Annotated in this window: 13 protein-coding genes and 1 pseudogene; 9 read left to right on the forward strand and 5 right to left on the reverse strand. The window is 71.5% G+C overall.

Annotated features, from left to right (window positions below; all coding sequences use genetic code 11):
* Positions 1 to 24: 24 nt before the first annotated feature.
* The gene (locus AB0927_RS07275; RefSeq protein WP_366666545.1) at positions 25 to 1,194 is read right to left on the reverse strand and encodes a DUF1343 domain-containing protein; all 1,170 of its coding nucleotides are present in this window, start codon (positions 1,192 to 1,194) and stop codon (positions 25 to 27) included.
* Between the two features lie 162 nt (positions 1,195 to 1,356).
* Here AB0927_RS07275 and AB0927_RS07280 point away from each other — a divergent pair, with 162 nt between their 5' ends.
* Positions 1,357 to 1,881: a hypothetical protein gene (locus AB0927_RS07280; protein ID WP_366666546.1), complete on the forward strand. Its 525-nt coding sequence runs from the start codon at positions 1,357 to 1,359 to the stop codon at positions 1,879 to 1,881.
* On the opposite strand, the pseudogene AB0927_RS07285 reads toward AB0927_RS07280, so the two are convergent.
* From AB0927_RS07285 to AB0927_RS07295, 3 genes and pseudogenes are all read right to left on the reverse strand, one after another.
* A pseudogene (locus AB0927_RS07285) lies at positions 1,868 to 2,800 on the reverse strand (serine hydrolase domain-containing protein); the annotation flags it as partial. The gene AB0927_RS07280 and the pseudogene AB0927_RS07285 overlap by 14 nt on opposite strands.
* 260 nt (positions 2,801 to 3,060) lie before the next feature.
* Entirely contained in the window at positions 3,061 to 3,744 is a 684-nt protein-coding gene (locus AB0927_RS07290; RefSeq protein WP_366666547.1) for a glycerophosphodiester phosphodiesterase, read from the reverse strand.
* Positions 3,745 to 3,763: 19 nt separating this feature from the next.
* The gene (locus AB0927_RS07295) at positions 3,764 to 4,906 is read right to left on the reverse strand and encodes an adenosine deaminase (protein ID WP_366666548.1); all 1,143 of its coding nucleotides are present in this window, start codon (positions 4,904 to 4,906) and stop codon (positions 3,764 to 3,766) included.
* A 219-nt stretch (positions 4,907 to 5,125) separates the two neighbouring features.
* On the opposite strand from AB0927_RS07295, the gene AB0927_RS07300 reads away from it, so the two are divergent.
* Positions 5,126 to 5,899: a DUF4190 domain-containing protein gene (locus tag AB0927_RS07300; RefSeq protein WP_366666549.1), complete on the forward strand. Its 774-nt coding sequence runs from the start codon at positions 5,126 to 5,128 to the stop codon at positions 5,897 to 5,899.
* 25 nt (positions 5,900 to 5,924) lie between these two features.
* Here the strand turns inward: AB0927_RS07300 and AB0927_RS07305 are convergent, their stop codons facing one another.
* Positions 5,925 to 6,518 (reverse strand): NADAR family protein, encoded by a 594-nt coding sequence (locus tag AB0927_RS07305; protein ID WP_366666550.1) that lies wholly within the window; start codon positions 6,516 to 6,518, stop codon positions 5,925 to 5,927.
* 208 nt (positions 6,519 to 6,726) lie between these two features.
* Here AB0927_RS07305 and AB0927_RS07310 point away from each other — a divergent pair, with 208 nt between their 5' ends.
* The 7 genes from AB0927_RS07310 to AB0927_RS07340 all read left to right on the forward strand — a co-directional run bounded on the left by AB0927_RS07310 (position 6,727) and on the right by AB0927_RS07340 (position 14,553).
* Complete coding sequence (locus AB0927_RS07310) at positions 6,727 to 8,262, forward strand: gamma-aminobutyraldehyde dehydrogenase (protein ID WP_366666551.1); 1,536 nt, start codon at positions 6,727 to 6,729, stop codon at positions 8,260 to 8,262.
* Positions 8,263 to 8,369: 107 nt separating this feature from the next.
* Entirely contained in the window at positions 8,370 to 9,617 is a 1,248-nt protein-coding gene (locus AB0927_RS07315) for a spermidine/putrescine ABC transporter substrate-binding protein (RefSeq protein ID WP_366666552.1), read from the forward strand.
* An 8-nt stretch (positions 9,618 to 9,625) separates the two neighbouring features.
* Positions 9,626 to 10,771: an ABC transporter ATP-binding protein gene (locus AB0927_RS07320; protein WP_366666626.1), complete on the forward strand. Its 1,146-nt coding sequence runs from the start codon at positions 9,626 to 9,628 to the stop codon at positions 10,769 to 10,771.
* On the forward strand, positions 10,771 to 11,700 hold the full coding sequence (locus tag AB0927_RS07325; RefSeq protein ID WP_366666553.1) for an ABC transporter permease: 930 nt from the start codon (positions 10,771 to 10,773) through the stop codon (positions 11,698 to 11,700). The genes AB0927_RS07320 and AB0927_RS07325 overlap by 1 nt, the downstream gene beginning before the upstream one ends.
* The gene (locus AB0927_RS07330) at positions 11,701 to 12,501 is read left to right on the forward strand and encodes an ABC transporter permease (RefSeq protein WP_366666554.1); all 801 of its coding nucleotides are present in this window, start codon (positions 11,701 to 11,703) and stop codon (positions 12,499 to 12,501) included.
* Between the two features lie 38 nt (positions 12,502 to 12,539).
* On the forward strand, positions 12,540 to 13,970 hold the full coding sequence (locus AB0927_RS07335; protein ID WP_366666555.1) for an FAD-dependent oxidoreductase: 1,431 nt from the start codon (positions 12,540 to 12,542) through the stop codon (positions 13,968 to 13,970).
* A 124-nt stretch (positions 13,971 to 14,094) separates the two neighbouring features.
* Positions 14,095 to 14,553, forward strand: a complete 459-nt coding sequence (locus AB0927_RS07340; protein ID WP_366666556.1) for a hypothetical protein — start codon at positions 14,095 to 14,097, stop codon at positions 14,551 to 14,553.
* The last annotated feature ends 41 nt before the right edge of the window (positions 14,554 to 14,594 follow it).

A 14,594-nucleotide genomic window follows, 5' to 3' on the forward strand; every position in this document is an offset into this window, starting at 1 on the left:
GGTCCTCCGTCCCGGCGGGGCGGCTCAGGAGTACAGCAGCACGTCGGCGCCCGCCCAGGTGCCCGGCGGCGCGGGCGGCTCGCACAGCGGCAGCGGGTCCGCGCCCGCGTCGATGGTCCGCCGGAGCCGGTCGGAGCCCCACAGCAGGTCGATGACGTGCGCGCCCTTTGCGGTGTGCCAGGCGAAGTCGTCCGGGTAAAGCGCCCGCAGTGTGGCGAGCATGGCGACGGCGGTGCGCACCGGCCGGAACGCGGCGCGGTCGGTGACGTGGAGCTGCACTCCGCGCAGGGGCCGTCCGGCGTGCTTGTGGAAGGTCGGGACAAAACGCAGATCACGGAAGTGCACTCCGGGCAGGGCGAGTTCGGCGAGCGAGGGTGCGAACCGGGCGTCGACGTAGGGCGCGCCGACGATCTCGAAGGGCTGGGTGGTGCCACGGCCCTCGGAGAGGTTCGTGCCCTCGAACAGACAGGTGCCGGGGTAGACGGCGGCGGTGGCGGGGGTCGGCATGTTCGGTGAGGGCGCGATCCAGGGCAGGCCGGTGGCCCCGGCGTCCATGGCGCGCCGCCAGCCGGCCGCCTCGATCACGGACAACTCGACGGGCGCGCCCGCCTGCCGGGGGACGGCCTCGGCGTTGAAGTACCGGGCGAGTTCGCCGGTGGTGAGGCCGTACCGGACGGGAATCGGCACCCGCCCCACGAAGCTCGCCCAGGCCGGTTCGAGCAGCGGGCCCTCGCTGACGGTCCCGCCGAGGGGGTTGGGCCGGTCGGCGACCACGAAGCGCACCCCGGTGCGGGCCGCGGAGACCATCAGGTCGAACATGGTCCACACGTAGGTGTAGAACCTGGCTCCGACGTCCTGGAGGTCGTACACGAGGACGTCGACCCCGCTGTCGGCCAGCAACTTGTCGAGCCGCTCCCCGTCGCAGCCGTAGGTGTCGTACACCGGCAGTCCCGTGGCGCGCTCCGCGTCCCCGCCCTCGTCGGCCTGTCCGCTCCCGTCCACCCCGTGCTCGGGCCCGAACAACGCGGTCAGCCGCAGCCCCGCCGCCGCCAACGCGGGCGCGGCCGGGCGCAGATCGGGCAGCACCGTGGTGTGATTCCCCACCAGCCCGACCCGCCCGCTCCCGGCGAGCGCCGGCGCCGCGCACAGCCGCGCGACCCCGGTCTCCACCGCGCCCCGTCCGTCCGCGTTCATCCCTTGCCCCGTCTGCCGGTCACCTCTCGAAACGGTGGTCCGAAATGTACAGGCATGTGGGGGAGTGGGGCGTGATTGACGGCCGGTCGAGGCCCCGCGAACCGCGTGCGCGTTCGCCGGAACAGGTTTTGAACGCGTTCAATTACGCGTACGCTCTGCGTCATGAGCGACAGAGCCGCCCTCCTGGAGGGCATTCGCGGCTGGCTGGTCTTCTTCGTGGTGTGTCTGGTGCTCAGCGGGGCCACGGCCTTCCCGCTGGTGCACGAACTGCGCTGGACGGACGGCGTGTTGAGGGCGTCCGGGGGGCCGGAGTGGTGGCCCGCCCTGGCCGGGTGGATCGAACGGGTGCGGGAGGGGCTGGACACCGTCGACGCGAAGTACCCGTTCGTCCTGTACGGCACGGACTGGCTGGCCTTCGCCCATCTCGTCATCGCGGTCGCCTTCTACGGCCCGTACCGCGACCCGGTGCGCAACATCTGGGTCATCGAGTTCGGCATGATCGCCTGCGCCGGCATCATCCCGCTCGCCCTCGTCTGCGGCCCGGTCCGGGGCATCCCGTTCTGGTGGAGCGTGATCGACATGTCGTTCGGCGTCTTCGGCGTCGTCCCGCTGTACGTCGTCCGCGCGAAGATCAAGCGCCTGGAGGCGCTGACCGGCGCCAACTCACCTGTTGCTACGGCTGCTTGAGTGCCGCCAACACGATCCGCTGGGTCACGGCGTTCATCGAATCGCCCTTGGCGTCCGTGGCCCCGACCGAGAAGACGAGGGTGCGGCGCAGGTCCCGGGTCGCGGCGATGCCGTTCGAGTAGCCGTACCGCGCACCGGACTTGACCCAGTACACCGTGCCCTCGTACGCGAACCGCTGAAGTCCCGCGCTGTAACTCGCCTCGCCCTCCCGCACCTTCGGCACCCGGAACATCTCGCGCAGCTGCGGCCCCGGGACGATCCGGCCCGAGAACAGCGCCGTGACCAGCCGTTCCAGATCGGCCGTCGTGGAGATCATGTCACCGGCCGCCCGGATGCCCGCCTGGTTCCAGTCGGTGACGTCCACGAACCGGACCGTCCCGTCGGCCTGCTCCAGCTTCTGGTAGCCGTGATTGTGCGGGCCCCGGATGCGCGGGTCGGCGCCCGGGAAGTACGTGTCCCGCATGCCGGCGGGCCGCAGCACCAGCCGCGTCGCCTCCTCGGCGTACGACCGCCCGGTCACCTTCTCGATCAGCAGCCCGAGGACCGTGTAGTTGATGTTCAGGTAGTCCTGCCGCTCGCCCGGCCGGAACTCCGGACCCCTGGCCACCGCCGACGCCACCACCTGGGCCGGGGTGACGGTGTCGAAACGGTGCGCGTACTGGGCGGCGAAGTCGTCGCCCCAGCCGTCGGCCGGCTGGATGCCGCTGGTGTGGTTCAGCAACTGCCGTACGGTGACGGGCTCGAACCGCTTGTCGAGCAGGCCCGGCAGATAGTGCTGGACCGGCCGGTTCACGTCGATCCGCCCCTCGGCCGCGAGCCGCAGCACGGCCGCCGCCGTCACCACCTTCGTGGTCGACCCGGCGCGGAACCGGGCGTCCGGGTCCGCCGGCCGCCCGCTCACCAGATCGTGCACCCCGGCGCGGCGAGGGCGGGGGCCGCCAGCGGCCCGGCGGCCAGGGCCAGAGCCAGGGCGGACGCGGTGAGTACGGCGGCACGGGTGCGGCGGTGCATACGGGACTCCTCGGGGTTCGGCGACCGGGACCCGAGCAGTCTCCGGCGGACCGGCCCGCGCGCGGATCCTCACCGAGGAGGGCGCGCGGCCCTGGCGCGGCCCTGAGGGAACCGGCCTCGGAACAGGGATGGTGCTCAGGGCAAGCCCCTGAGGGAGGCTCCGAGGCCCTAGCGGGAGCGCAGGTCGTGCAGGACGTCGATGCGGTTCGTGGTGATCGAGTCCACGCCGAGGTCCATCAGCCGGCGCAGGGAGCGCCGGGTGTCCGGGGTCCAGACGGAGACGAGCCGTCCGTCGCGGTGGACGCGGGCGACCAGGTCACGGTCGACCAGGGAGAAGCGGTAGTTGAGCCAGCGGGGGTTGATCGCGGCCAGCAGCGCGGGGCGGGGCGGGGCCAGCGTCGTCCAGGTCAGGGCGATCTCCGCGGCCGGGTCGGCGGCGCGCAGGGCGAGCGTCGTCTCGGCGCCCGCGCTGTAGTACACCCGGTCCCCGGCCCCGCTCTCCCGGACCACGTCCAGGGTCCGCTGCACCGTCCGCCGCGTCACCCGCCCGCACAGGTCCACCATCACCCGGCTGTCACCGGTCGCGGCGAGCGCCTCCGCCAGCGTCGGCACCCGGCCCCCGGTGAGCCCGCGCACCTCCTCGGCGGAGAGCGCGCCCAGCGGGCGTGCCACCTCCCACAGCCGCTGGAGCGTGTCGTCGTGCAGCAGCACGGGCACGCCGTCGCGGGTGAGCCGTACGTCGAACTCGACCGCGTCCGCGCCCCGGTCCAGCGCGGAACGCAGCGAGTCGAGGGTGTTCTCACGGAAGCGGTAGGGGTCGCCGCGGTGGGCCACGGCGGTCACGGTCTGCATGGCCCCATTGTGGTGTGCCTCAGCCGGCGAGCCGGGCGGCGGTGTACGTGTCGATCTCCGCCGCGATCCGCGCCTTGCCCGCCGCGTCCAGGAAGGACGCCTCCACCGCGTTCTTGGCGAGGTCCGCGACGCCGCGCTCGTCCAGGTCGAGGAGGCGGGCGGCCACCGCGTACTCGTTGTTGAGGTCGGTGCCGAACATCGGCGGGTCGTCGGAGTTGACGGTGATCAGCACCCCGGCCCGCGCGAACTCCCGGATCGGGTGCTCGTCCAGGGTGCGGACCGCGCGGGTGGCGATGTTGGAGGTCGGGCAGACCTCCAGCGGGATGCGCCGCTCGGCGAGGTGCGCGAGCAACGCCGGGTCCTGGGCGGAACTGGTGCCGTGCCCGATGCGCTCGGCGCCCAGCTCGTTGAGCGCGTCCCACACCGACTGCGGGCCGGTGGTCTCGCCGGAGTGCGGGACCGAGCGCAGGCCGGCCGCGATGGCCTGGTCGAAGAACGGCTTGAACTGGGGGCGGGGCACGCCGATCTCGGGGCCGCCGAGCCCGAACGACACCAGGCCCTCCGGGCGGATCCGGTCGTCGGTGGCGAGCCGGAGGGTCTCCTCCGCGGACTCCAGACCGGCCTCGCCGGGGATGTCGAAGCACCAGCGCAGTACGGTGCCGAACTCGGCCTCGGCGCACTTGCGGGCGTCCTCGATCGCGTCCATGAAGGCGTGTGCGTCTATGCCGCGCCGGGTGGAGGAGAACGGGGTGAGGGTCAGCTCCGCGTAGCGCACCTGCTGGCGGGCCAGGTCGCGGGCCACCTCGTAGGTGAGCAGCCGGACGTCCTCCGGGGTGCGGATCAGGTCCACCACCGACAGGTACACCTCGATGAAGTGCGCGAAGTCGGTGAAGGTGAAGTACTCGGCGAGGGCCTCGGGGTCGGCCGGCACCCTGGAGTCGCGGTGGCGCGCGGCCAGCTCCGAGACGATCCGGGGGGAGGCGGAGCCCACGTGATGGACGTGCAGCTCGGCCTTGGGCAGTCCGGCGATGAACGAGCGCAGGTCGCGGCCGGCCGGGCCGGCGACGGGTACGGAACTGTCGTTCAAGGGGTCCTCCCCGGGCAGGGCGCCGACGGGCCCTGCGGGCGCGGCGCGGGTGATCGGCTGATCGTCAGGAGACATCGTAGGCGGGGGAGCGGCGGGGAAGGGGCGAGGGGCCGGGGCGGCGGGCACCCGACAGGCATGACGACAGGCAGACGGCGGGGAGACGGTGGGGGAGACGGCGCGGCGGCGGTACGGGCGTGCCCGGATTCCGGTGCGCGGGAGGGCCGGGACCGGCCGGTCTCGGTGGGCCGGGAAGGCCTTAGCATGGGCGGACGAACGACCGAGGGGGAAGTGCGCGTGTCAGACGGAACGCAGTCGAGTGGGGCGGCCGGCGGCCACGACCCGTGGGCGCCGCCCGAGCAGCGGATACCGCTCGACAAGAACCAGCCCGCCGCGCCGGGCGCGGGACAGCCCCCGGTCCAGCCGCCGTCCGTGCACGACCAGGCCACCGTGACCGACCTGCCGACCGGCGGCTTCGCCCAGCCCGACTTCGCCCCGCCCGCCGCGGGCACCCCGGGCTTCGGCGCGCCCACCCCGCCCGCGTACGGCGCGCCCGCCCCGCCCGCCTTCGGCGCGCCCACCCCGCCCGCGTACGGCGCCCCCGGCACGGGTGACCCGGTGCCGCCCCCGCCGATCGCGCCCACCGGGCCCGGCATGCCGCCGCCCCCGGCGTCCGGTGGCTACGGCTACCCCGGCTACCCGACCGGGAGCTACGGCTGGACCGGCATGCCCCTGGCCCCGCAGAACGGCATGGGCACCGCGGCGATGGTGCTGGGCATCCTGTCCATCTGCCTGTTCTGCCTGTACGGCATCGCCTCCGTGATCCTCGGCATCCTCGCGGTGGTCTTCGGCACCAAGGGCCGCCGCCGGGCCGAGCGCGGCGAGGCCACGAACCACGGACAGGCCCAGGCCGGCCTGATCATGGGCGTCATCGGCATCATCGTCGGCGTCGCCGTGATCGTGCTGCTCGCGATCGGCATCACCGCCGCGATCAACAACGACTCGGACAGCTCCGACCCGTACTACGGCTCCGTCCACACCCTCTCGGCGACGGTGGCCGCGGAGCGCTGACCCCCGGAGCGGCCGCGCCCGCCCCCTACACCGAGCGGGCCGGGCGCGGCGGCACGGCCGCCTGACCTCCCGCCAGCTCCTCCCGCGCCGCCATCAGCGCGAAGCCCAGCAGGTTCAGCCCCCTCCAGCGCTCCGGGTCGCTCGCGGCCTCGTCGTCCGCGGCGAGGCCGATGCCCCAGACCCGGTCGAGGGGGCTGGCCTCGACCAGGACCCGGTTGCCCGTGCCCACGAGGAAGGCGCGCAGGCCGGGGTCGGCGGCGAACTTGTGGAGGCTGCCCTCGACCACGATCCGGAACCGCTCCCGCTCCCATATCGCCTCGTCGAAGCCGCGGACCAGACGGCCCGCCTTCTTCGCCTGGGCGGGGTGCGCCGCCGCGAGGACATGGCGCTCGGCCTCGGCGTCGCCGAAGAGCCGGGCCTTCGCGGCCATCATCCAGTGCTCCGCCGTCGCGTACCGCCTGCCGTCGGCCACGAAGGGCGAGGGCCACCACTGGCTCAGACAGCTCGCGCCGATGCCGCCGTCCGGCCGGGGGCGGTGGCCCCAGAAGTGCAGATATTTGATCCGGGACCCTGCCCGGACCTCGCTGACCAGGGCTTCCAGCCCGTCGATCCTCCCCATGCACGCGAGTGTGGCACGCACCACTGACACTCCGTCCGGCTTTTCCATGGCCGACTCGACACCTGGTCGACAGATTCCGTCGCGTAACCAAAAGGCAACAACGGAATCACTTGTTGGAGGCGTGTCCCTCTGTCAGGATCGGCACTCAAATCGAGCTGGAGCTACGCCACCCGCCCCTGAGAAGGGGTGATCGGCGGAGGAGAGCGACATGCACTACCCGGGCACCGCCACCCAGGAACGATTTCCCGCAGCGGACCGTTTCGCGGAGGGCGCTCAGTTCATCGCCGGCCGTCTGACGAAGGGTACTTCGGGGCACCGGCACGCCGTGGTCGACCCGGCCTCCGGTGCCGAGGTGTACAGCTACGACCTGGCCGGCGCCGACGACGTCGACGCGGCCGTGGCCGCCGCGCGCGAGGCGTTCCCCGGCTGGGCCGCGGCCACTCCGGGCGAACGCTCGGACGCCCTGCACCGCTTCGCCGCCGTGCTCGCCGACCGCGCCGAGGACTTCGCCCGCGCGGAGTCGCTCCAGTGCGGCAAGCCCCTCAAACTCAGCCGCGAGTTCGACGTGCCGGGGACGATCGACAACACCGCCTTCTTCGCGGGCGCCGCCCGGCACCTGACGGGGCAGTCCGCCGGTGAGTACTCCGGCGACCACACGTCGTACGTCCGGCGCGAGCCGATCGGGGTCGTCGGGTCCATCGCGCCGTGGAACTACCCGCTCCAGATGGCCGCGTGGAAGGTGCTCCCGGCGATCGCCGCGGGCAACACCATCGTGCTGAAGCCCGCCGAGCTGACCCCGCTGACCTCGCTGCTCTTCGCCCAGGCCGCCACCGACGCGGGCATCCCGGACGGCGTGCTCAACATCGTCACGGGCACCGGCCGGGTCGCCGGCGAGCACCTGGTCGGGCACCCCCACGTCGCCATGACCTCCTTCACCGGCTCCACCGGCGTCGGCAAGCGCGTCGCCGAGGTCGCCACCGCGACCGTCAAGCGGCTCCACCTGGAGCTGGGCGGCAAGGCCCCCTTCGTCGTGTTCGACGACGCCGACCTGGACGCCGCCGTCAACGGGGCCGTGGCCGGCGCGCTCATCAACACCGGCCAGGACTGCACCGCCGCCACCCGCGCCTATGTGCAGCGGCCGCTGTACGAGGCGTTCGTCGAGCGCACCGCCGCACTGATGGAGACCGTGCGGCTCGGCGACCCCTTCGCCGCCGGCACCGACCTCGGGCCGCTCATCTCGCACGCCCAGCGCGACCGCGTCGCCGGCTTCGTGGACCGCGCCCGCGGCTACGCCCGCGTGGTCACCGGCGGCGAGGCCCCCGGCGGCGACCTGGCCGCGGGCGCCTACTACCGGCCCACCCTCATCGCCGACGCCGCCCAGGACAGCGAGATCGTCCAGAGCGAGATCTTCGGTCCCGTCCTGGTCGTCCTGCCCTTCGACACCGACGACGAGGGCATCCGGCTCGCCAACGACACCCCGTACGGCCTCGCCGCCTCCGCCTGGAGCGGCAGCGTCTACCGGGCCAACCGCGCCACCCGCGACATCAAGGCGGGCTGCGTGTGGATCAACGATCACATCCCGATCATCAGCGAGATGCCGCACGGCGGCTACAAGGCCTCCGGCTTCGGCAAGGACATGTCGACGTACTCGTTCGAGGAGTACACGCAGGTCAAGCACGTAATGTTCGATAACACGGCGGTGGCCCGCAAGGACTGGCACCGCACGATCTTCGGGGACCGGTAGGAGCCGACCCCCGACCGCGGGACCCTCGCCCGCGGTCCGCTCCACCGGGTACGACGCCCGTCCCCTCCACCGGGCACCCCCTCCCTTCCCGAAAGGCCACCACGCGCATGGAGAGTTACGAGTCCGACCGCCTCACTCCGGTCGAAACCGCCGCCATACGCCGCAGTTTCCGCAGCGGCAGGGCCGCGCTCACCCGCCGTTCGCTGCTGCGCGCCTCCGCCGGGGGCGCGCTCGCGGTCGGCGGACTCGGGACGCTGAGCGCCTGCGGCATCCCCGCCGCGAACAAGACCCAGGGCGGCGTGTCCGCGGACGACCACTCGGCCACGGAGAAGGTCGTCAACTTCTCCAACTGGCCCGAGTACATCGACGTCGACGACAAAGGCAAACGCCACCCCACCATCGACGCGTTCACCAAGGGGACCGGCATCCGGGTCAAGTACACCGAGGACATCAACGACAACGACGAGTTCTTCGGCAAGATCCAGCCGGAGCTCGCCGCCGGCCAGGACACCGGCCGCGACCTGATCGTCCTCACCGACTGGCTGGCCGCCCGCATGATCCGGCTCGGCTACGTCCAGAAGCTGGACCCGGCCAACCTGCCGCACGCCTTCGCCAACCTCTCGGACCAGTTCCGCGCCCCCGACTGGGACCCGGGCCGCGCCTACTCCTACCCCTGGCAGGGCATCTCCACCGTCATCGCCTACAACAAGAAGGCCCTGGACGGCGTCGAGGTGAAGTCGGTCTCCGACCTCCTGGACAACCCCAAGCTCAAGGGGCGCGTCAGCTTCCTGACCGAGATGCGCGACAGCATCGGCATGGTCCTGCTCGACCTGGGCAAGGACCCGGCGAAGGTCACCGACGACGACTACGACGCGGCCATCGCCCGCCTCCAGAAGGGCGTCGACAAGGGCCAGATCCGCCGCTTCACCGGCAACGACTACACCTCCGACCTGGCCAAGGGCGACATCGCCGCCTGCGTCGCCTGGGGCGGCGACATCGTCCAGCTCCAGGCCGACAACCCGGAGGTCGGCTTCATCATCCCGGACAGCGGCTACATGACGTCGACCGACAACCTGATGGTCCCGAACAAGGCGCGCCACAAGACCAACGCCGAGCGGCTCATCGACTACTACTTCCAGCCCGAGCCCGCCGCCGAACTCGCCGCCTACGTCAACTACGTCAGCCCCGTCGAGGGGGTGGTCCCCTACCTCGCCAGGATCGACAAGTCGGCCGCGAGCAATCCGCTGATCGTGCCCGACAAGGCCATGCAGGCGAAGTCCCACCCCTTCCGCGCCCTGACGCAGAAGGAAGAGACCGCCTACCAGCAGAAGTTCTCCAAGCTCACAGGGGCGTGACGACCACGATGACGACAGACAACAGCGGCGACGTCCGCCTCTCCGGTATCGGCAAGACCTACGGCGCCTTCACCGCCGTCCACCCGCTGGACCTGACCGTTCCCCAGGGCTCCTTCTTCGCCCTGCTCGGCGCCTCCGGCTGCGGCAAGACCACCACCCTGCGCATGATCGCGGGCCTGGAGGAGCCGAGCAGCGGCACCGTGCACCTCGGCGACCAGGACGTCACCCATCTGCCGCCGTACAAGAGGCCGGTCAACACGGTCTTCCAGTCCTACGCGCTCTTCCCGCACCTCGACATCTTCGAGAACGTCGCCTTCGGCCTGCGCCGGCGCGGCATCAAGAGCGTCAAGAAGCAGGTCGACGACATGCTGGAGCTGGTCCAGCTCGGCGAGCAGGCGCGCAAGAAGCCGCACCAGCTCTCCGGCGGCCAGCAGCAGCGCGTCGCCGTCGCCCGCGCGCTGATCAACCACCCCAAGGTGCTGCTGCTCGACGAGCCGCTCGGCGCCCTCGACCTCAAGCTGCGCCGCCAGATGCAGCTGGAGCTCAAGCGCATCCAGACCGAGGTCGGCATCACCTTCATCCACGTCACGCACGACCAGGAGGAGGCCATGACCATGGCCGACACCGTCGCCGTGATGAACGGCGGACGCGTCGAGCAGCTCGGCGCGCCCACCGACCTGTACGAGAACCCGCGGACCACCTTCGTCGCCAACTTCCTCGGCACCTCCAACCTGATCGAGGCCGAGGTCGACACCAAGAGCGGCGACGACGTCGTGCTCAGGGCCGGCGGCGACAAGCTGGTGCTGCCCGCCGCGCGCTGCGGCGCGCCCACCCCGGCCGGCGGCAAGGTGCTGGTCGGCATCCGCCCCGAGAAGATCTCCCTGGCCCACGCCGACGACGCGGGCGCCATACCCGAGGGCCGCAACCGCCTCACCGGCAGGATCGCCGACGCCAGTTTCATCGGCGTCTCCACGCAGTACGTCATCGACAGCCCGGCCTGCGCCGGCCTCTCGGTCTACGTCCAGAACGTCGAGCGGGACGCCCGCCTGGTCCCCGGCGCGGACGTCGTCCTGCACTGGAGCCCCGCGCACACCTTCGGTCTCGACGCGAGCCAGGCCATCGACGCGGGCACCGAGGAAGAGGTCGCCGTCTGATGCCGACGCTCACCGAGGCGCCCCCGCCGCTCGCCCCCGCCGAACCGGCGGCCGAAAAGCCGCGCAGGCGCGGCCGGTTCGCCCCGTACTGGCTGCTGCTACCCGGCATCCTGTGGCTGGTCGTCTTCTTCGCGCTGCCCCTGGTCTACCAGGCCTCCACGTCCGTGCAGACGGGCTCGCTGGAGGAGGGCTACAAGGTCACCTGGCACTTCGTGACCTACTGGGACGCGCTGTCCGAGTACTGGCCGCAGTTCGTGCGCTCCCTGTGCTACGCGGCCGGCGCCACCGTGCTGTGCCTGCTGCTCGGCTACCCGCTGGCCTACCTGATCGCCTTCCGCGCGGGCCGCTGGCGCAACCTGATCATGATCCTGGTGATCGCGCCGTTCTTCACCAGCTTCCTGATCCGCACCCTGGCCTGGAAGACGATCCTCGCCGACAACGGCCCCGTCGTACACGTGCTCAACTCGCTGCACGTCCTGGACCTCACCGACTTCCTCGGCTGGACGGCCGGCGACCGGGTGCTGGCCACCCCGCTCGCGGTGGTGTGCGGACTGACGTACAACTTCCTGCCGTTCATGATCCTGCCGCTCTACACCTCGCTGGAGCGGATCGACGGACGGCTGCACGAGGCGGCCGGCGATCTGTACGCCAGGCCGTGGACCACCTTCCGCAAGGTGACCTTCCCGCTGTCGATGCCGGGCGTGGTCTCCGGCACGCTGCTCACCTTCATCCCGGCGGCCGGTGACTACGTCAACTCCGAACTCCTCGGCTCCACCGACACCCGCATGATCGGCAACGTGATCCAGACGCAGTTCCTGCGAATTCTGGACTATCCGACGGCGGCGGCCCTCTCCTTCATCCTCATGGCCGCGATCCTGGCCGTGGTGACGATCTACATCCGCCGGTCCGGGACGGAGGACCTGGTCTAAATGCCCGTCGTCAACTGGCTCAAGCGCCATCTCGTCGTCATCGCGGGAATCTTCACCCTCGCGTACCTGCTGCTGCCGAACATCATCGTCACGGTGTTCTCCTTCAACAAACCGAAGGGGCGCTTCAACTACCAGTGGCAGCAGTTCTCCCTGGACGCCTGGAAACAGCCGTGCGGCGTCGCCGACATGTGCGGCTCGCTGTCCATCAGCCTCCAGATCGCCGTCTGGGCGACGCTGGGCGCCACCGTCCTCGGCACGATGATCTCCTTCGCGCTGGTCCGCTACCGCTTCCGCGCCCGCGGCGCCATCAACTCGCTGATCTTCCTGCCGATGGCGATGCCCGAGGTCGTCATGGCCGCCTCGCTGCTCACCCTGTTCCTCAACATGGGTGCCAAGCTGGGCTTCTGGACGATCCTGATCGCCCACATCATGTTCTGTCTCAGCTTCGTCGTCACCGCGGTCAAGGCGCGTGTGATGTCGATGGACCCGCGCCTTGAGGAGGCCGCCCGGGACCTGTACGCCGGGCCCGTGCAGACCTTCGTGCGGGTCACCCTGCCGATCGCGGCACCCGGAATCGCCGCGGGCGCGCTGCTGTCCTTCGCGCTCTCCTTCGACGATTTCATCATCACCAATTTCAACGCCGGCTCGACCGTCACGTTCCCCATGTTCGTGTGGGGCTCGGCGCAGCGCGGAACGCCCGTCCAGATCAATGTGATCGGCACGGCCATGTTCCTCCTCGCGGTGCTGCTGGTCCTGGTGTCGATGCTGGTCAACAATCGCCGTAACAGCCAAAAGGCGTAAGCCGAAAAAAGCACAAAGCTCTGTAGGGAGTTGAAATCATGGCCCCAAGCGCCATGAATCGTGGCCGAGACAACTGGATCGCCTCTCTCTCCGAAGCCCAGCCGGTCCCGTACTGGCTGGAAGACCCTGGCAAGCCCCAGCCCGAGCCCGCCCTCACCGGCCCCGAGACCTGCGACCTGCTGGTCGTCGGCGGCGGCTACAGCGGGCTGTGGACCGCGCTCAACGCAAAGGAGCGCGATCCGGGGCGGGACGTGGTCCTGCTGGAAGGCCGTGAGGTGGGCTGGGCCGCCTCCGGCCGCAACGGCGGCTTCTGCGCCGCCTCCCTCACCCACGGTCTGCCCAACGGGCTGACCCGCTGGCCCGGCGAGATCCACAAGCTGGAGGAGCTGGGCCGGCGCAACCTCGACGAGATCGAGGCGGCCGTCGCCCGGCACGGCATCGACTGCGAGTTCGAGCGCACCGGCGAGATCGACGTGGCCACCGAGTCCTACCAGGCGGCGGAGCTGCGCGACTGGCACCGGGAACTGAGGGAGCAGGGCCTCGCGGACGGGATCGACTTCCTGGACGCCGACGCCGTGCGCGCCCAGGTGAACTCGCCGACCTTCAAGGCGGGCCTGTTCGACCGCCGGGGCGTGGCCATGCTGCACCCGGCGAAGCTCGCCTGGGGCCTGAAGCAGGCGTGCCTGCGGCTCGGGGTGCGGGTGTACGAGCACACGCCCGCGCTCACCCTCAAGCCGTACGGCGCCGGGATGGCCGTCCGCACCCCGTACGGCGCCGTGCGCGCCCGCAAGGTCGCGCTCGGCACCAACATCTTCCCGAGCCTGCTGCGCCGGGTGCGCTCGTACACCGTCCCGGTCTACGACTACGCGCTGATGACCGAGCCGCTCGGCGACGAGCAGCTCGCGGAGATCGGCTGGCGGGGCCGGCAGGGCCTCGGCGACAGCGCCAACCAGTTCCACTACTTCCGGCTGTCCGCCGACAACCGGATCCTGTGGGGCGGTTACGACGCCATCCACCACTACGGCGGCCGGGTCCGGGCGGAGTACGACGACCGCCCCGAGACCTACGCCAAGCTCGCGGGGCACTTCTTCACCTGCTTCCCGCAGCTGGAGGGCGTCCGCTTCACCCACGCCTGGGGCGGCGCGATCGACACCTGCTCCCGCTTCTCGGCGTTCTTCGGCACCGCCCACCAGGACAAGGTGGCGTACGCGGCGGGCTTCACCGGCCTCGGCGTCGGCGCGACCCGCTTCGGCGCGGACGTGATGCTCGACCTGCTGGACGGGCGGCGCACCGAGCGCACCGAACTGGAGATGGTGCGCAAGCGGCCGCTGCCGTTCCCGCCCGAGCCGTTCGCCTGGACCGGCATCGCCCTCACCAAGTGGTCGCTGGCCCGCGCGGACGCCCACGGCGGCCGCCGGAACCTGTGGCTGCGCACGATGGACAAGCTGGGCCTGGGCTTCGACAGCTAGTTCGTGTGACCCACGTCACTTCCCAAGGGGCGTGCAACCCGCGTAATGCTCCCGGACGGCCTCCCTCTCTCCTGCCGAGGCGACGCGACCGCGTCGGTCACCGAGGAGAGCGGGAGGCCTGCTGATGACCAGGGCGAAGACGGCGGTGGAGTGGCTGGCGTCCGTGGCGCCGGACCCCGACGGCTGCCGCAGGGAGTGGGAGCGCAATCCGCACGGGGTGGCGCTGCTGCCCGCGGGGCGGGCCTGGGACGTGCTGATCCTGCCGGGCCACCTGGGCCATCCGACGCTGGACGTGCTGACCCGTGTGCTCGGCCGGCCCGGCCCGGTGCTCGCCGACTCCGGCGACCACCGGGTCGGGTTCCTGGTGCAGCCGGGCACCGCGGGACGCTGGCTCGGCACCGGTGTCCGCACCGCCGGGGCCGGCACTTGGATCGTCGTACCGCATCCGGGCCGGGCGGCCCGGGGGGTGCGCTGGTTGGTGCCGCCGGACGGCTCGGGCACGCTGACCGACGCGGCGCTGCTGGAACTGGCGATGCACGAGGCGGCGGCGCGGCTGGTGCTGGGGGCGGGGGAGGACGGGTAGCGCCCGGCTGTCTTGACACCAGGATTGGTCTGGACCAAATT

Source organism: Streptomyces sp. NPDC048106, assembly GCF_040706415.1.
Taxonomy (GTDB): Bacteria; Actinomycetota; Actinomycetes; order Streptomycetales; family Streptomycetaceae; genus Streptomyces.